The 17,202-nt window shown below is 49.0% G+C and carries 18 protein-coding genes and 1 tRNA gene; 2 read left to right on the forward strand and 17 right to left on the reverse strand.

Annotation, left to right across the window (positions count from 1 at the left end; genetic code table 11):
* Positions 1–128: 128 nt before the first annotated feature.
* From Q7C_RS08295 to glnE, 16 genes are all read right to left on the reverse strand, one after another.
* Positions 129–204: transfer RNA gene (locus Q7C_RS08295), tRNA-Lys, on the reverse strand.
* Between the two features lie 98 nt (positions 205–302).
* Complete coding sequence (gene queC / locus Q7C_RS08300) at positions 303–974, reverse strand: 7-cyano-7-deazaguanine synthase QueC (protein ID WP_014704285.1); 672 nt, start codon at positions 972–974, stop codon at positions 303–305.
* Complete coding sequence (gene queE / locus Q7C_RS08305) at positions 974–1,615, reverse strand: 7-carboxy-7-deazaguanine synthase QueE (RefSeq protein WP_014704286.1); 642 nt, start codon at positions 1,613–1,615, stop codon at positions 974–976. Before queE ends, queC begins: the two co-directional genes overlap by 1 nt.
* Before the next feature lie 19 nt (positions 1,616–1,634).
* Positions 1,635–2,450 (reverse strand): tol-pal system protein YbgF, encoded by an 816-nt coding sequence (gene ybgF / locus Q7C_RS08310; protein WP_014704287.1) that lies wholly within the window; start codon positions 2,448–2,450, stop codon positions 1,635–1,637.
* Positions 2,451–3,026, reverse strand: coding sequence for a peptidoglycan-associated lipoprotein Pal (gene pal, locus Q7C_RS08315; RefSeq protein ID WP_014704288.1), 576 nt, complete (start codon positions 3,024–3,026; stop codon positions 2,451–2,453).
* A 23-nt stretch (positions 3,027–3,049) separates the two neighbouring features.
* Positions 3,050–4,351, reverse strand: coding sequence for a Tol-Pal system beta propeller repeat protein TolB (gene tolB / locus Q7C_RS08320; protein ID WP_014704289.1), 1,302 nt, complete (start codon positions 4,349–4,351; stop codon positions 3,050–3,052).
* Positions 4,352–4,362: 11 nt separating this feature from the next.
* On the reverse strand, positions 4,363–5,613 hold the full coding sequence (gene tolA / locus Q7C_RS08325; RefSeq protein WP_014704290.1) for a cell envelope integrity protein TolA: 1,251 nt from the start codon (positions 5,611–5,613) through the stop codon (positions 4,363–4,365).
* An 18-nt stretch (positions 5,614–5,631) separates the two neighbouring features.
* Positions 5,632–6,069 (reverse strand): protein TolR, encoded by a 438-nt coding sequence (gene tolR / locus Q7C_RS08330; protein WP_014704291.1) that lies wholly within the window; start codon positions 6,067–6,069, stop codon positions 5,632–5,634.
* Between the two features lie 14 nt (positions 6,070–6,083).
* Positions 6,084–6,752 carry a protein TolQ gene (gene tolQ / locus Q7C_RS08335; RefSeq protein ID WP_014704292.1) on the reverse strand — a complete coding sequence of 223 codons (669 nt, stop codon included), beginning with the start codon at positions 6,750–6,752 and terminating at the stop codon, positions 6,084–6,086.
* Positions 6,742–7,146 (reverse strand): tol-pal system-associated acyl-CoA thioesterase, encoded by a 405-nt coding sequence (ybgC, locus tag Q7C_RS08340; RefSeq protein WP_041366674.1) that lies wholly within the window; start codon positions 7,144–7,146, stop codon positions 6,742–6,744. Before ybgC ends, tolQ begins: the two co-directional genes overlap by 11 nt.
* Positions 7,146–8,159: a Holliday junction branch migration DNA helicase RuvB gene (gene ruvB / locus Q7C_RS08345; protein ID WP_238532367.1), complete on the reverse strand. Its 1,014-nt coding sequence runs from the start codon at positions 8,157–8,159 to the stop codon at positions 7,146–7,148. Before ruvB ends, ybgC begins: the two co-directional genes overlap by 1 nt.
* Positions 8,160–8,161: 2 nt before the next feature.
* Positions 8,162–8,758, reverse strand: a complete 597-nt coding sequence (gene ruvA, locus Q7C_RS08350) for a Holliday junction branch migration protein RuvA (RefSeq protein WP_014704295.1) — start codon at positions 8,756–8,758, stop codon at positions 8,162–8,164.
* Positions 8,755–9,291, reverse strand: a complete 537-nt coding sequence (gene ruvC / locus Q7C_RS08355; protein ID WP_014704296.1) for a crossover junction endodeoxyribonuclease RuvC — start codon at positions 9,289–9,291, stop codon at positions 8,755–8,757. The genes ruvA and ruvC overlap by 4 nt, the downstream gene beginning before the upstream one ends.
* Before the next feature lie 13 nt (positions 9,292–9,304).
* Positions 9,305–10,054, reverse strand: coding sequence for a YebC/PmpR family DNA-binding transcriptional regulator (locus tag Q7C_RS08360; protein ID WP_014704297.1), 750 nt, complete (start codon positions 10,052–10,054; stop codon positions 9,305–9,307).
* Between the two features lie 27 nt (positions 10,055–10,081).
* A complete protein-coding gene (locus Q7C_RS08365; protein WP_014704298.1) occupies positions 10,082–11,011 on the reverse strand; it encodes a branched-chain amino acid transaminase in 930 nt (309 codons plus the stop codon).
* 31 nt (positions 11,012–11,042) lie between these two features.
* Positions 11,043–13,847, reverse strand: coding sequence for a bifunctional [glutamate--ammonia ligase]-adenylyl-L-tyrosine phosphorylase/[glutamate--ammonia-ligase] adenylyltransferase (glnE, locus tag Q7C_RS08370; RefSeq protein ID WP_014704299.1), 2,805 nt, complete (start codon positions 13,845–13,847; stop codon positions 11,043–11,045).
* Between the two features lie 171 nt (positions 13,848–14,018).
* On the opposite strand from glnE, the gene Q7C_RS08375 reads away from it, so the two are divergent.
* Entirely contained in the window at positions 14,019–14,639 is a 621-nt protein-coding gene (locus Q7C_RS08375) for an alternative oxidase (protein ID WP_014704301.1), read from the forward strand.
* A 58-nt stretch (positions 14,640–14,697) separates the two neighbouring features.
* Positions 14,698–15,060, forward strand: a complete 363-nt coding sequence (locus tag Q7C_RS08380) for a DUF6164 family protein (protein ID WP_014704302.1) — start codon at positions 14,698–14,700, stop codon at positions 15,058–15,060.
* Between the two features lie 487 nt (positions 15,061–15,547).
* Here Q7C_RS08380 and groL read toward each other — a convergent pair whose 3' ends face one another.
* A complete protein-coding gene (gene groL, locus Q7C_RS08385; RefSeq protein WP_014704303.1) occupies positions 15,548–17,179 on the reverse strand; it encodes a chaperonin GroEL in 1,632 nt (543 codons plus the stop codon).
* Between the last annotated feature and the right edge of the window lie 23 nt (positions 17,180–17,202).

Consider the following 17,202-nt stretch of genomic DNA (forward strand, 5'->3'; position numbering starts at 1 on the left):
GTTAAAGAGCATTTTGCCAACTCAATCTCAGCCAGCAAAGAAGCGAGAATTATACGCTTCTTTTTAAGTTCGTCAATCACATTTATGACACTTTAATGAAATTTTAAAGCAGAAATTTTGTGATGAAATGGTGGGCCGTCTGCGACTCGAACGCAGGACCAACGGATTAAAAGTCCGGTGCTCTACCAACTGAGCTAACGGCCCAAACCAAGCGCGACATAATACTGGATTTGTCAAAAATGACAAGTCTTTTACAGCGTTTTTTTAATATTCTGCTGTTAAAGACAAGGGTGGGTAACAATTTATTGGTAAAGCGTTGGATCGCTTAAGCCAGCTTCAATAAAGCCTTGGCGGCGTAATCGGCATGAGTCACACCGACCACAGGCTTGTCCGAAGTCATTCGCCTGATAACACGAGATAGTTAACGCATAATCAACCCCTAATGCGGTACCTTCTTTTATTATCTGTGCTTTTGTTAACTGCATGAGTGGGGTATGGATCTTTAGCTTATGACCTTCTACACCACGCTTCGTCGCTAGGTTAGCCATCGCTTCGAAGGCATGAATATAGTCTGGACGGCAATCAGGGTAGCCAGAATAATCAACCGCATTAACGCCAACAAATATGGCATCGGCTTCCAAGACTTCTGCCCAACCTAGGGCAATTGACATAAAGACGGTATTACGTGCCGGCACATAGGTAATGGGAATACCGGTGCTTTCCTGTTCTGGTACAGCAATATCAGACGTTAATGCGGAGCCACCGATATTTCGCAAATCGATACGTACTGTTTTGTATTGATCGACACCAATGCGGTCAGCAATTTTTTGGGCGGCTTGTAGTTCTGTCCTGTGGCGTTGGCCATAATCAAAGCTCAGCGCATAGCAGCGATAGCCTTGTGCGCGGGCCATGGCTAACACTGTGGCCGAATCCAAACCACCCGATAATAAAATGACGGCGCGCTGTTCAGTCATCAACGGCCTTGCGCGTCTTGCCAAAGATATTTATGCAGTTGCACCTGCATTCTGACCGGTAGGTTATCAGCAATGATCCATTCGGCTAATTCCGCCGGATCTAACTCGCTATGCACCGGCGAAAAAAGCAGTTCACAACGGTCTTGCAATTGGTAAGTACGGATGGTTTCAACGGACCAGTCATAGTCTTGTCGATGACAGATCACAAATTTTAATTGATCATGCGTGGTCAGCAATTGAAGATTTTGATAGCGATTACGTTTTTCTTCGCCCGAACCCGGCGTTTTTAGATCCATCACACGAATCACGCGAGGATCGATATTACTGATATCCATCGCGCCACTTGTTTCTAATGACACTTCCGCACCAAGATCGCATAACTCGCTTAATAACTGTCGGCAACTGCTTTGTGCCAATGGTTCTCCACCAGATACGGTAATGTATCGTGGTTGATATGCTGCCACTTCCGCAACAATGTCGCTGATCTCGCGTTTTTGACCACCGTAAAACGCATATTCCGTATCACAATAGCCACAGCGTAGTGGGCAACCAGTTAAACGAACGAAGACCGTCGGCAATCCAACGGTACGGGTCTCACCCTGTAACGAATAAAAAATCTCGGTGACCCGACATTGCGCCATGATGTTGTGTCACCAGAATTTATTGCGACTGCTGGATACGATCCAGCCGAACCTCAGCCAGTCGTGCGGCAGCACTGTCTGGATAAGTCTGAACTACTTGTTTTAGCGTTGACTCCGCCTGTGCGATATTGCCTAACTCATGTTCACTAAAACCACGCTTTAACAGCGCATCAGCAACTTTATTGCTGTTCGGATATTGATCCAAAACAATTTGAAATGCGGTTATCGCCTGCTGGAAGTTACGCACGACATAATTTGCTTCCCCCTGCCAGTAATAAACGTTTGGTAGATAGGTGCTACCTGGATATTGCTGCGGGAAACTCGACAACTCCGCAATCGCTGCTTCGTACTGTCCGCTACGCAACGTTTGCAAAGCTGACTGATAGGCTGCCTCACCGCTTTCCACTGAAACAGGCCCATTGTCTGAGGTTGTGCCATCCGAGTTATTAGCTGAAGTCGCTAATTCGGCATCGGCTGCTTGACTGGCATTATCAGCACGCTCCGCCACTGGTTCCTGATTTGAGCTGGGGGGCTGAATCGTCAGCGCCTGCATTCTCTCGTCTAAATCAATGTATTGATCACGCTGACTTTCCTGCATTTTTTTTAATGCATGTTGAAGCTCATCATTGGCCCCGTTTAATCGCTGCACTTCACGTTGCAGTCGATCCACCTCGGTAATCAGGTTAGTTAACCCTTGCCCTTGAATGATTCGCTCCAATCGGTCCACTCGCTGAATAAGCTCAGCTTCTGTTTCCGCCATACTGATAGCGGGTGTCAGCATGACACCCGCTATTAAAGCCAGCACATAACGTTTTTGGCTTTTTTTTGTCATCATTTATCGACCTGTGTAGACGATTTCAACACGGCGATTTTCCGCCCAGGCTGTTTCGTTACTGCCCTCTGCAGCAGGACGTTCTTCACCAAAACTGGTGACGCGAAATTGATCCGCACTAGCCCCTTGCAACATCAGGATTTGCCGAATAGATAACGCACGCCGCTCACCCAGCGCCAAGTTATATTCACGCGAGCCACGGTCATCAGTGTGGCCTTCCAGCCGAACTGTGATATTCGGGTTTTTACCTAAATACTCCGCATGCGCTTCCAGTGTTGCCTGATCCTGAGCACGAACAGTTGAACTGTCGTATTCAAAGTACACAACTCGGTTTGACAATGGGCTATCCGGATCATTCAGTTCATCACCTGAAAAATTACCTTCTCCCACCACAACGCGCGCTTCGGCACCCATGTCTTCGCCATTGGCGTTTCGACCATCAACACCGCTACTGTTTGCGCCCAAATCTTCGACCAGCACATCATCTCCCGCTAATTCGCCATCTTTGGTGGTATTACCACTACAGGCGGCCAGCCACAAAGCAGCCATCAACAGGGCGGACAACTTCAAACTTTGCATAACAAATACTCCTGAAAAAAGGTTTATTGATCCAGTGGTGACCATGCTGGTTCACGCACTTTTTTTCCGGATTCGCTTAAACGTTGATGGATCCGGCCATCAACCGAGACCGCAGCGAGAACGCCGTTGCCCTTTTGCTCTGTAGCATACAGGATCATACGCCCGTTAGGCGCAAAGCTGGGCGACTCGTCCCGGCCGTTTTCAGTGAGAACCTGTACACTGCCGCTGCTCAAATCTTGCACAGCGATATAATACTTGCCATTCGTGCCATGTACCATGGCCATCATCGTGCCATCCGGAGACAAATCAGGCGAGGCATTGTAGCCGCCTTCAAATGTCAACCGCTCTGCACGTCCACCATTAGCCGGCACTTTATAAATTTGCGGGTTGCCGCCCCGATCCGATGTAAAAATGATATTTCGGCCATCAGGAGTCCAGACCGGCTCAGTATCAATCGCCTGAGAATTATTGGTAATACGCAATAAGTCACCACTGGCCAACTCCAGTACGTAAATCTCCGGATTGCCATTTTTAGACAACGTTAATGCCAACTTACGCCCATCTGGTGACCAGACTGGTGCACTATTGATGCCATCAAAGGCCGCCACTGATTTACGCTGACCACTGCGCATCTGCTGCACAAAAATCTCGGTATTGCCATTTTCAAAGGACACATAGCTTAACTGTTCGCCGTCCGGAGACCAGCTTGGTGACATAATCGGTTGTGTTGACTGTAACACCGTCCGCGGGTTCGCACCGTCAGCATCCGAAATCTGCAAAGCGTAGCGTTTATTGCCATCTGTTGCGTTGATCTGTGTCACAAACGCCAAACGGGTTGAGAAAATACCCTTTTCACCGGTCAGTGTCTCATAGACGATATCGGCAATCTGGTGGGCCAGATTACGCATCCCTGAGGCCGGTACATTATAGCGTTTGCCGACCAATTGTTCGCCTTTGTAAACGTCAAACAATTGAAACTGTACCTGATAATTTTCACCATCCTGACTACTGACCTTACCGATCAGCAGTCCCTCTGAACGCAACAAGCGCCAATCGGTAAAGTTAATCTGGGACTGCTCGGTTGGGCGCGAAATTAAATCACCCTCATCAACCGGCGCAAAGCGGCCGGTACTCGCCAAGTCATTTTTTATAACCTCAGCAATATCTTCCGGCGGTGTCATACCAGTTTCACCAAACGGCACAATAGCAATTGGCAATGCCGCACCAGATCCGCCCGTAATTTCAATTTTCAGTACGGCGTGCGTCTGCCATGACAACAGCATCATGGCGGTGGCCAGCATCATTTGCATCCATCTCAAGACCATAGTCTGTCCTCTTATTCAGGTTTAAAATCGAACTCAATGCCTTCGCGAATAATCCTTTCGGCAGCGGCTTTATCACTTGGCATTATCATCGGGGCTGCCTTGTAGACCGCATTTTCCGCAGAGCGGTCAAAGACACTGTTGCCACTGCTTTTAATGACTCTGACACTTTTCACATCCCCACCAGGAATCAGCTTTACTTCTAAGGTAACCAACAGGCCTGATGTCGCGTTGGCTGGTTTGACCCAATAGCGCTTCACCCGCTGCTGAATTTGCTGAGCATAAACATCCAAAACACCGGCGATTCGCGTCTGTTCACGTTGGTCAGCTTCGGCATCCAGCTGTCGCTGCAGATCAGCTTCAGCACGACGCCTGGCCTCTTCCGCTGCCTTTCGCCGTGCTTCCTCTTCCGCTTTGCGTTTTGATTCTTCCTCGGCCTTGCGTCGAGCTTCCTCTTCGGCCTTGCGTCGAGCTTCCTCTTCGGCTTTGCGCTGGGCTTCTTCTGCTGCTGCTTTGCGTTTTGCTTCTTCTTCCGCCGCTTTTTGTCTGGCTTGCTCCGCCGCTTTTTCGGCCGCTTCACGTTCTTTTTCAAGTTCTGCTATCCGTTGCCTTTCGGCTTCGGCCGCCGCTTCCGCTTGACGTTGACGCTCGGCTTCGGCAGCTTCCGCTTGTTGACGTTGTTTCTCCAGCTCGGCTAACCGTTGTTGTTCTGCTTCAGCCGCAGCCTCAGCTTGGCGCTGGCGCTCGGCTTCGGCCGCTTCCGCTTGCTGGCGTTGTTTCTCCAGCTCAGCTAACCGCTGTTGTTCTGCTTCAGCCGCAGCCTCAGCTTGGCGCTGACGTTCGGCTTCGGCCGCCTCAGCTTCTTGACGCTGCTTTTCTAAGTCAGCCAATCGCTGCTCTTCAGCTTCAGCAGCCTCTAATCGACGTAACTCTTCAGCACGTTCCTGCTGTTGTAGCTTAGCCATTTCTCGCTGTTTCTCGAGAATCGCTTCCTGTTGTGCTTTCAAATCATCATCTAATTTTTGCTGACGCGCAGCTTCCCGATCGCGTTCATCTTGTTCCAGCTTTTGCAGCATTTCCATTTGTTCCTGAATCTGCTGCTCATCAACAACCGCGGCCTGAACAATTTCTACCTCATCACCTGTACCCAATTTGATTGGTTTGTTCGGTAACTCGAAACTCCACAACAATAAAAGCACCAAAAGCAAATGCAGCACGGTGCTGTAACCGCCTGCGAGAAAGTTTTGCCATATTGGATGCTTCATGATGAGGTGTCTGTTGAATTAGTTTTCAGGTTGTTTCGTAATGAGTCCTACATTTGGCACACCGGACTGTTGCAATAATGCCATCAAGCCGACCACCTGACCATAATTGGCACTGGCGTCCCCTTTTACCATGACCGGAACTTGAGGATTTCGTTTCAATACAGCGGTAACTCTGGCTGCCAGGACACTGGCTTCAACCGGCTCATCCGGTGTTTCCCCGATGGAAGAGTAATAATTCCCCTCAGCATCAACTGATATCACCAATGGCTCACTATTTTCAGGTGACTCCACCGGATTTGCCACGGCTTGCGGCAAATCGACTTGAACACCTTGTGTAAGCAGCGGTGCGGTAATCATAAAGATAATTAACAGCACCAACATGACATCAATGTATGGAACAACATTGATATCGGCCATGGGCTTGCGGCGCTGACGCAGTGGTTTATAACCAGCCATGTTCTGCTCCGAAATTAACTTTGTTGGCGTTGCAGTATCGAAGAAAACTCTTCGACAAAGGTGTCGTAACGGTTAATCAATCGCTCTACTTCATGCGAGTAGCGGTTGTAAGCGATAACAGCCGGAATCGCAGCGAACAGACCCATTGCTGTCGCGATCAAGGCTTCAGCGATACCAGGCGCAACCATAGCCAGCGTTGCTTGCTGCACCTCACCCAGCGCCCGGAATGAATTCATAATGCCCCATACGGTACCAAATAAACCTATGTAGGGACTGGTGGAACCCGCGGTTGCCAGAAACGGTAGCGAGACCTCCAACTGGTCTATTTCTCTGGCCAGCGATATGCGCATAACGCGCTGCGTCCCCTCTAAAACAAAATTGGAATCGGGTACCGTTTTTTTCAGGCGTATAAACTCTTTAAACCCGGTTTCAAAAATGCCTTCCATGCCCCGTGCACTATGCGGCCTCGCGGTAATATCTTCATAGAGCTTGTTAAGTTCATTACCGGACCAGAATTTATCCTCAAAGGCATCGGCATCTCGCCGCGCCTCGGCCAGTTCAGCCCGTTTTTTAAAAATCAATGTCCACGAATACAGCGAAATCAGCAATAAAACCAGCATGACCAGTTTCACCAGCAAGCTGGCTTCTGAAATCAGGCCAAGCAGCGACATATCAGCACTCACATTGCATCTCCGTCAGGATAAAATCGGGAATAGGACAAGCTCGGAATGTCTCGGCATTAAGACAGGCGACTTTGACCATAGCCTCACATAATTGTGTTTCGTCTTTAAAAACTTGTTGCACAAACTGCATACTAGCGCCGCTCATTTTGTGCAAGGCTGAGCGGACAAACAATTGATCATTAAATCGGGCCGGTTGGCGAAAATTCAACTGCATGGAATGTACCGCAAATAAAATACCAGCATCACGACGCAATACATCCTGCTCAAAACCCAGCTGCCTCAGCCATTCTGTCCGGGCTCTTTCCATAAATCTCAGGTAGTTTGCGTGATAAACGACGCCGCCGCTATCGGTGTCTTCATAATAAACACGGATAGGCCAGTCGAACTTTGTCATCACGCCCCCGTCAGGTCGAAGTCGGCTTGCAGGCCTAAATGCAAAAAGGCGCGTTTGGTCGCAACCCTGCCTCTTGGCGTACGCATCATATACCCTTCCTGAATCAGGTATGGTTCTAGTACATCTTCTATGGTGCCGCGTTCTTCGCCAATGGCGGCGGCGAGATTATCCAGACCTACCGGCCCGCCAGCAAATTTTTCGATAATGGCGAATAACAGCTTGCGATCCAGCATATCAAAGCCCACATTATCCACATCGAGCAAATCCAAGGCTTGTCTGGCTATTTCAGCGGTAATTCTGCCATCAAACTTCACCTCAGCATAGTCCCTTACGCGGCGCAGTAAGCGATTGGCAATGCGCGGTGTACCCCGTGAACGCCGGGCAATTTCACCGGCACCGGCGGCATCCAGTACCACGTCCAAAATGCCGGCGCTGCGACGCACAATCGTGCTTAAATCTTCAACCCGATAAAACTCCAAACGTTGCACAATACCAAACCGATCTCTTAATGGCGAGGTAAGCGACCCGGCACGGGTGGTGGCACCGACCAGGGTAAAAGGCTCCAAATCCAGCTTGATTGAACGCGCTGCGGGTCCTTCACCGATCATAATATCGATTTGATAATCTTCCATCGCCGGATACAGCACTTCTTCCACAACCGGACTTAAGCGATGAATTTCGTCAACAAACAGCACATCATTCGCTTCAAGATTGGTCAGTAGCGCAGCCAGATCGCCCGGCCGCTCAAGCACTGGTCCCGAAGTCTGGCGCAGATTAACGCCCATTTCATTGGCAATAATATGCGCCAAGGTGGTTTTGCCTAAGCCCGGCGGTCCAAAAATCAAGGTATGGTCCAAGGCTTCATGACGATTGCGCGCCGCGGAGACAAACAATTCCATCTGCTCGCGCACCGTTGACTGGCCAATGTAATCACTTAGCTGAATCGGCCGGATTGCCCGATCTTGACGTGCTTCGTCCTGATTAGCTGTCGCGGAGATAAATCGATCTTCCATCATCAGCTTCTTTGTAAGGCAAGACGGATAATTTGTTCCGTCGACAGATTATCTGAGTCAATGCTGCGAACCATTTTATCGGCTTCAGCGGCTTTGTAACCTAGTGAAATTAAGGCATCGATCGCTTCTTTTCGTGTGCCAGATGCGGATGGCATGGTTTGCACAACTTGCGTGTCCAGTCCCATTGCGGTTCCCACTTCTTTAAGTCGATCCCGCATTTCGATGATCAGCCGTTCGGCCGTTTTTTTACCGACGCCCGGTAATCGGGTCAGGCTGGCAGCATCCCCCTCCTGAATCCGCTGTGCAAAACTATCGACATCACTGCCCGATAAAATCGTGAGAGCAAGCTTAGCGCCTACGCCATTGACCTTAAGCAAACTGCGAAATAACAGTCGTTCTCGATCAGAAGCAAAACCATAAAGCAAATGAGCGTCTTCACGAACAATCAAATGCGTGTAAAGGCTGACCGGTTCATGCAAAGCCGGTAGATTCACGAAAGTTGACATCGGTGCCGATAACTCATAGCCCACACCATTCACATCCACAACCAGATCCGGCGGCAACTTTTCAAGCAAAATTCCGTTCAATCGTCCAATCATCGACTGTAGCGCCCTCCGCGCCGGCGACTTGTTCGCATACCAGCAGGTAATTTGCTATTGGTGCCCAGCCAGCCATGATGTGCATGTGCCACCGCACAAGCAAGCGCATCGGCGGCATCTTCGGCAGGGGTATCTGAGAGCTGCATCATAATTGCCATCATATATTGTACTTGTGACTTGTGTGCATGCCCGTTACCCACCACTGCTTTTTTTATTTGCGTGGCCGTATATTCAGCCACTTGCAACTGTTGGCTGACTGCCGCACAAATTGCCGCTCCACGCGCCTGCCCCAGCTTCAAGGCCGAATCTGCATTTTTGTGTAAAAAAACTTTTTCAATGGCCATCACCTGCGGCTGATAGCGCTGGATCAAGTCGGTCAAGCCCTCAAATATTTGTTTCAATCGGTCGGCAAAATCGCCATCACCAACCATCAACCTGCCATTGATAACATGACGAATTTGTTTGTCTTGCATCTCGATAATGCCAAATCCGGTTTTACGCGAGCCGGGGTCGACGCCAAGAATGCGAGACATAGTATGGCGGCCATCAGCTATCCAGCTGTGCCATCACCTCATCAGAGAAATCCGCATTTGAATAGACTTGCTGCACGTCATCCAACTCTTCAAAAGCCTCAATCAACGCGATGGCTTTTTGGGCATCATCCAATTCAAGACTAACTGTATTGTCGGGGTGCATGGTGACTTCAGCGGATTGCGCACTAAATCCAGCATTATCCAATGCATCTTTCACTGCCGCATAATCTTCCGGCGGCGTGAATACATCGATACTGCCATCATCATTGGTCACGATGTCTTCTGCGCCAGCTTCTAAAGCAACTTCCATAATGTCATCTTCTTCAACATCCGTGGCAAAGCTGATAATTCCCTTCTGATTAAACATGAAGGCAACACAGCCATCCGTACCCATATTACCGCCACGCTTGGTAAAGACATGACGCACTTCCGCAACCGTGCGGTTACGGTTATCGGTCATGCAGTCCACCATGATGGCAATACCATTCGGACCATAGCCTTCATAACGGACTTCTTCATACGCCACCCCTTCCAATTCGCCGGCGCCCCGTTTACTGGCGCGCTCAATGACGTCTTTGGTCATATTACTGCCAAGCGCTTTATCAATCGCCGCCCGTAAACGCGGATTTGAAGCGGGGTCACTGCCCCCCATCCGAGCAGCGACCGTGATTTCCCGAATTAATCGGGTAAACAATTTGCCGCGTTTTGCATCCTGAGCCCCTTTACGGTGCTGAATATTGGCCCATTTACTATGACCTGCCATGTTTCTAACCTCTATCTTGCTTTAGTTCTAAACCAATGAGTTCCAATCACGATAATAGTCACTACGACCATAGACCTGATCAAAATACAGGGTTTGTAATTGTTCGGTGATAGGTCCACGCCCACCCGAACCAATTGGTCGGTTATCTAGCTCTCGGATAGGCGTCACCTCAGCAGCAGTCCCCGTAAAAAAGGCTTCGTCAGCAATGTAAACTTCATCACGGGTAATGCGTTTTTCAACCACTTTTAACCCTAAATCGGTAGCCAGACGAATAACCGTATCGCGAGTGATACCTTCCAAGGCAGAGGTCAAATCAGGCGTATATAAGACGCCATCACGCACCATAAAGAAATTTTCACCGCTGCCCTCGGTGACGAATCCATTAGCATCAAGCAGTAACGCTTCGTCATAACCACAATTCACCGCTTCCTGCAAAGCCATCATGGAATTCATGTAATTGCCATTGGCTTTTGCCTTACACATGGTGATATTAACGTGGTGGCGGGTGAATGAGGACGTCTTGATGCGAATCCCCCGGGTCATGTTCTCTTCACCCAGATAAGAGCCCCAGCTCCAGGCAGCAACCATCACGTGAACATTCAAATTATCTGCGCGAATGCCCATCCCCTCTGAACCATAAAAACACATTGGACGAATGTAAGCAGACTCAAGGTTGTTCTCGCGGACCGTATCTAACTGCGCCTGATTCAGTGTTTCTTTATCAAAGGGCATTTTCATGCCGAGAATTTTAGCGCTGCGAAACAACCGGTTGGTATGCTCATGCAAACGAAAAATTGCCGTACCCGCATCGGTTTTGTAGGCTCTCACCCCTTCAAAACACCCCATGCCATAGTGCAATGTATGTGTCAGTAGATGAACTTTGGCATCTCGCCATGGCACAAACTCACCATCAAACCAAATCAGGCCATCACGATCAGCCATTGTTACTGTTGCCATATTGTCTTCCGTTCTGTTGAATGTGCCGGCTTCAACCAAGCCAGCGTTGCCATATTTGCTGCACCGGCGGTCGGTAATCAGCAACTCGATCGACCGGCACCTGTGCCGGTTGTTGTTGTAATACGCAATGATTTGCCTCACTGCGATAAAAACGGTAGGCGTCTGCTAACGCATCCCGTTCACTTTCGGTGAGTTTTCCCGTTGCCGCCAATGCGTCCAAAATCCGGATATTATCGGTGTAAATCATGAGCTCAGGCAAGTCTGCCGACCAGGCAAGCACCGCATATTGCACCAGAAACTCAATATCGGTGATGCCACCTCTGCCTTGTTTCAGGTCGAAATTATCTTCACTGGACTTATCCAGATTAAGTCGCATTTTTTCCCGCATTTCCGCAACTTGCGAGACCAGCGTTTCATCACGCTGCTTGGCTAATATTTGCTGCCGGATATCAGCAAACGCTTCAATAAGTCGCTGATCCCCCAACACACAGCGCGCTCTGACCAAAGCCTGATGCTCCCATGTCCAAGCTTCTTCGTGTTGATAATGGGCAAAGCCGCTTATCGACGCAACCAAGTGCCCCGCATTACCACTCGGCCTGAGTCGAGTATCGACTTCATACAAGGCGCCACCCGCCGTAACGGTGGACATCAGATGAATCATACGCTGTGCCAGCCGAGTATAAAACACCATTAGCTCTACTGGCTTTTCCCCATCTGTCAGCCCTTCTCGGCTATCGTCAAAAATAAACACCAAATCCAGGTCTGATCCATAGCCCAGTTCAAGCCCGCCTAATTTGCCATACGCAATCACCGCAAATCCGCTTTGCGCCTCTGCTTCATTGGCTGTCGCACCGGGTGGCAAACCATGCCGCTGCGTCAAGTACTGCCATGCCAAGACAAACACTTGTGCTAACTGGATTTCAGCCAACTCGCTCAACTGATCGCCCACCCGCATTAAAGGCAATACCTCTGTCACATCAGCGGCAGCAACATGCAGCGTTGCAATCTGGCGAAACTCGCGAAGCCGATTCATGTGTTGCTCAAGATCATGTTCATCGACAGAGGCCAGATATTGAGCCAATCTTTGTGTCTGCGTCTGTCTATCTGGCACTTCATACAGACTACGTGGATCCAGTAACTCATCGAGCAACACTGGAAACCGGGCCAGCAGTTGACTGATCAGCGGACTCGCCGCGGCCAGCTTGATCAACTGTGATAAGGCCAGCGGATTTTCAACCAACAGTGCCATGTAGGCACTGCGGCGCATAATGGACTCCATCAGCGGAATAAGCCGTTTCAGGCAAGTATCCGGATCGGCTGTTCCTGCTGCTGCCTGAACCAATAATGGCAAGAGCTTTTTCAAGCGATTTCGCCCCGTCACACTGAGGTTTCTGCAAGCATGACCGTTAAGCAAGTTATCAATCGTATTCAGGCTGGCCTCAGCATCTTGATAACCCCACCGTTGCAAATAGTCAGTCCGCTGCTCATCTGTTGCGGTAAATAAGGATAAATTTTTATCCGCGTCTTCATCGTCGGCTTGAGGTGATGCCAGCAGTTGCTCAAAATGTTCATGCACTTGTTGACGATGCTCCTGCAACACCTGCAAGTACGCAGCCCAATCGGCAAACCCCATCAAACTGGCTAGCCTTTGACGATCTATCGCTTGCTTCGGTAACAGGTGCGTTTGCTGATCGGCATAGGCCTGAATTCGGTGCTCACTTCGGCGTAAGAAGTCATAAGCCGTTTTCAACGCTTGCACAGCATAGTCAGACAATAATTGACGTGAAGCCAGCAAATCCAAAATGATCAGAATAGGTCGTTGTTGTAAAGGTTTATCACGCCCGCCGTAAATAAGTTGAAACACCTGACCAATAAACTCAATTTCACGAATGCCACCCGCTCCCAATTTGATGTTGTCTTCCATGCCTTTGTGTTGCAACTGACTGGCAATCATGGCTTTCATTTCGCGTAGAGACTCAAACATGCCGTAATCGAGATAGCGTCTGTAGACAAAGGGTCGTAATAACGCGCTAATCCCTTTTCGCTCGGCCTCCGTGCCGGTAATGGGTCTTGCTTTAATCATGGCGTAGCGTTCCCACTCACGCCCTTGAGTTTGGTAGTACTCTTCCATGGCATCAAAGCTGGCCGCCAGCGCCCCACTCTCGCCAAACGGCCTTAAGCGCATATCGACGCGGAAAACAAAACCCTCCGGGGTCACATTATCCAGTGCTTGAATCAGCTTCCGGCCTAAACGGGTGAAAAATTCACCGTGGGTTAAACTACGCCTTCCCCCCTGTGTTTCACCCTCGTCCTCGTAACAAAAAATAAGATCGATATCTGAAGAAAGATTTAACTCACCGGCCCCCAGCTTGCCCATTCCCAAAACAACCAACTGCTGCGGTTCGCCATCGTTATTCAGCGGCGTGCCGTCAGTAGCAGTCTGCCATTGGTACAATTTTGCCAAAGTCGCACAAATACAGGCATCAGCCAGCGCAGACAGATCCCGGGTTGTCTCCGCCAAATCCGCCCAGCCAGCCAAATCACGCCAGATAATACGTACCATTTCACGATGACGAAATTGGCGAAGCGTCTGGTGCAGGGCCGCTTCCTCTGTGACCGTATCCAGAATCACCGGCAAGCGTTGCTGCAATGTCTCGTCATCATAGATCTGACGGATATCATCACTGGCCAGAAGCGTCTTTACTTGCTCGGGTTTACGTTCCCCTTGCTGCACGACATAATCACTCCCCGCCAATACCGTCAGCGCACTGTCTGCCATCGTTGGCTGCTCAGCTAAAATATGCTGCCAATTATCAGAAAAATCACTTTGCTGCATTACTACCTCTTTAACTAAACACGCTGATTTTGGCCTATTGGCAAACGTTTTTCTAAACTACCAGAAGCCTGAAATATTGGCGAAAACTCTCTCTTAAAGATAATGAAAAATTGCCCTTTTGTGTTCATGATTAACGTCGTACCATCACAATAAAATACAAGAGACACTGTCATGTCAGAGAAACAAATTTTACATAGCCACTATCAACCGCAATGTCTTTCCGATCGGATTGCTCTGCGCGTCGTTAAATTCATGCGATTTTTCGCTGACGCATTTTTTTCAGGGCGCTACGGTCATCGCGCCGTAGTTCTTGAAACGGTAGCAGCGGTACCGGGAATGGTTGGTGGGGCACTGCAACATTTACGTTCTCTTAGACGCATGCAGGATGATGAGGGCTGGATTCGCACGCTGCTTGATGAAGCGGAAAATGAGCGCATGCACTTAATGACATTCATTCACATCGCTAAACCAAGTTGGCTGGAGCGATTAATCATCATTATTGCCCAAGGCGTTTTTTACAATTTGTTTTTTCTGCTGTACCTGTTTTCTTCCAAGGTTGCCCACCGCATCGTTGGCTATCTCGAAGAAGAAGCGGTGTACAGCTATACCGAGTACCTCAATGGCGTCGATGATGGCACCTACGACAACATTCCTGCACCACAAATTGCTATCGATTATTGGCAATTGCCAGATAATGCACGGTTACGTGATGTCATCCTGAAAGTCAGGGACGATGAGGCCGGTCACCGGGACGTCAATCATAATTTTGCGAACACCTTGCAAAATCAGTGACAATATAGCCTTTGCTATACCGACAAATTGTTAACCCGCTATTATACAAGGAAGAAAAATGGCGACGCTGTTGTTTCATCTAAACAATGTACCGGAAGATGAAGCCGACGATGTTCGGCAATTACTGACCGACAAAAACCTCGATTTTTATGAGACCCATGCGGGTTTTTTTGGCTTAGGTGTCGCCGCAATTTGGTTACACAACGATGAACAATTGCCCGTTGCCCGTGCCATAATTGATGAATATCAGGCCCAGCGTGCGGTAATACAACGTGAACACTACGACACGCTGCGCGCTAATGGCGAAATACCGGGGTTTGGCGGTTTTATTTTGCAGCATCCGTTTCGCTTTTCCATCATCCTCGTGTTAATTCTCTTTGTCCTGACCCTGACCTTAATGCCCTTTTGGCAAGGCTTGTAACTGATTACAGGGCCCGGTTTAATCCGCAAGCATTGCTCATCACAAAGATCTTGGATAAGGCCTCGCCGTAACACTCTACGGCAAGATGTCATTCACCTGCTGGCAGGCTCAGGGACAGCCAAAAGTGCTTTTGCATTGGTTTCAGATCAGCTTGCACATCGTACTTGGGTCAGAGAATACATCGAGGAAACGCTAGCCCGGCACAGCAATGGCCTCTTTTAGCCGTGCCATTAAATCCTGAACAGACTGTTACTTTGAATTCGGACTGTCTGCCAAGCCAAATTAACCGTGACTTTTTCAATATCCAGTGACCTGTTAACGCCTTTTACACCCTAATAGCGCAGGACGCACAACGCAATGTATCCCGCTAATCGGGATGGTGGCTAATTCTGACCTACGTGCTTTGTTGTTTAGGCAATAAAAAAGCCCCGACATGCTCATGCCGGGGCTTTTTGGGAAGGCAAAAATTAAACTTGAGTTTAATTTTTTACATCATACCGCCCATACCACCCATATCAGGCATCGGCGCTGCGGCTTCTTCCTTTGGCAGTTCCGCAATCATCGCCTCCGTGGTCAACATCAGGCCTGATACAGAACCAGCATTTTGCAATGCGGTACGGGTAACTTTGGTTGGATCCAAAATACCCATCTGAATCATATCGCCATATTCGCCGGTTGCGGCGTTGTAACCGTAGTTACCTTCACCATCAGCAACTTGACTCAGCACAACAGCCGCTTCATCGCCACAGTTAGTGACGATTTGACGCAGTGGTTCTTGCATCGCACGACGGGCAATCGCAATACCGGCATCTTGATCAGCATTGTCCCCTTTCAGGGTACCCAGGCTCATTTCAGCACGAACCAGCGCTACACCACCACCCGCAACAACACCTTCTTCTACGGCTGCACGAGTTGCATGCAACGCATCTTCAACGCGGGCTTTCTTCTCTTTCATTTCGATTTCAGAGCCGGCACCAACACGAATCACGGCAACACCGCCAGCCAGTTTGGCAACACGCTCTTGCAGTTTTTCTTTATCGTAATCAGAAGAAGACTCAGCGATTTGGGCACGAATTTGTTCAACACGAGCTTTGATTTCATCTGCTCGGCCAGCACCATCAACAATGGTAGTGTTTTCTTTGCTAACCGTGATTTTCTTGGCTTGGCCCAAGTCATCCAACGTGACTTTTTCAAGGCTTAGACCGACTTCTTCAGAAATAACGGTACCGCCAGTCAATACGGCAATGTCTTCCAGCATAGCTTTACGACGATCACCAAAACCTGGCGCTTTAACGGCACAGACTTTAACGATACCACGCATGTTATTCACAACCAGAGTCGCCAGTGCTTCACCTTCTACGTCTTCTGAGACAATCAACAGTGGGCGGCTTGATTTTGCTACTGCTTCAAGGGTTGGCAGCAGTTCACGTATGTTGGAGATTTTTTTATCAAACAACAGAACATAGGGATCTTCCAGCTCTGCTGCCATGGTTTGTTGATCCGTCACAAAATAAGGTGACTGATAACCACGGTCGAACTGCATACCTTCAACTACATCGAGTTCATCGGCAAAACCACGGCCATCTTCAACTGTAATAACGCCTTCTTTACCGACTTTTTTCATTGCATCGGCAATGATGTCACCGACAGATTTATCTGAGTTGGCTGAAATCGTACCGACTTGCGCAATGGCTTTGTCATCATCGCAAGGTGAAGACATTGTTTTCAGTTCTTCAACCGCAGCTTGAACCGCTTTATCAATACCGCGTTTCAGATCCATCGGATTCATGCCTGCCGTAACTGATTTCATGCCTTCACGCAGGATAGCCTGCGCTAAGACGGTCGCTGTGGTAGTACCGTCACCTGCCGCATCAGAAGTGTGTGAAGCCACTTCTTTAACCATTTGCGCGCCCATGTTTTCAAACTTGTCTTCCAGTTCGATTTCTTTGGCGACAGAAACACCATCTTTAGTGATAGTCGGTGCACCGTAACTTTTATCCAGAATGACATTACGTCCTTTCGGGCCAAGGGTTACCTTGACCGCATTGGCCAGTGTATTGACACCTTTGACCATGAGTTGACGCGCATCAGCGCCAAATTTGACTTCTTTAGCAGCCATCTTAATTCCTCTTTAATGCTTTA

Origin of the sequence: Methylophaga frappieri (genome assembly GCF_000260965.1) — a bacterium.
Classification (GTDB): Bacteria; Pseudomonadota; Gammaproteobacteria; order Nitrosococcales; family Methylophagaceae; genus Methylophaga; species Methylophaga frappieri.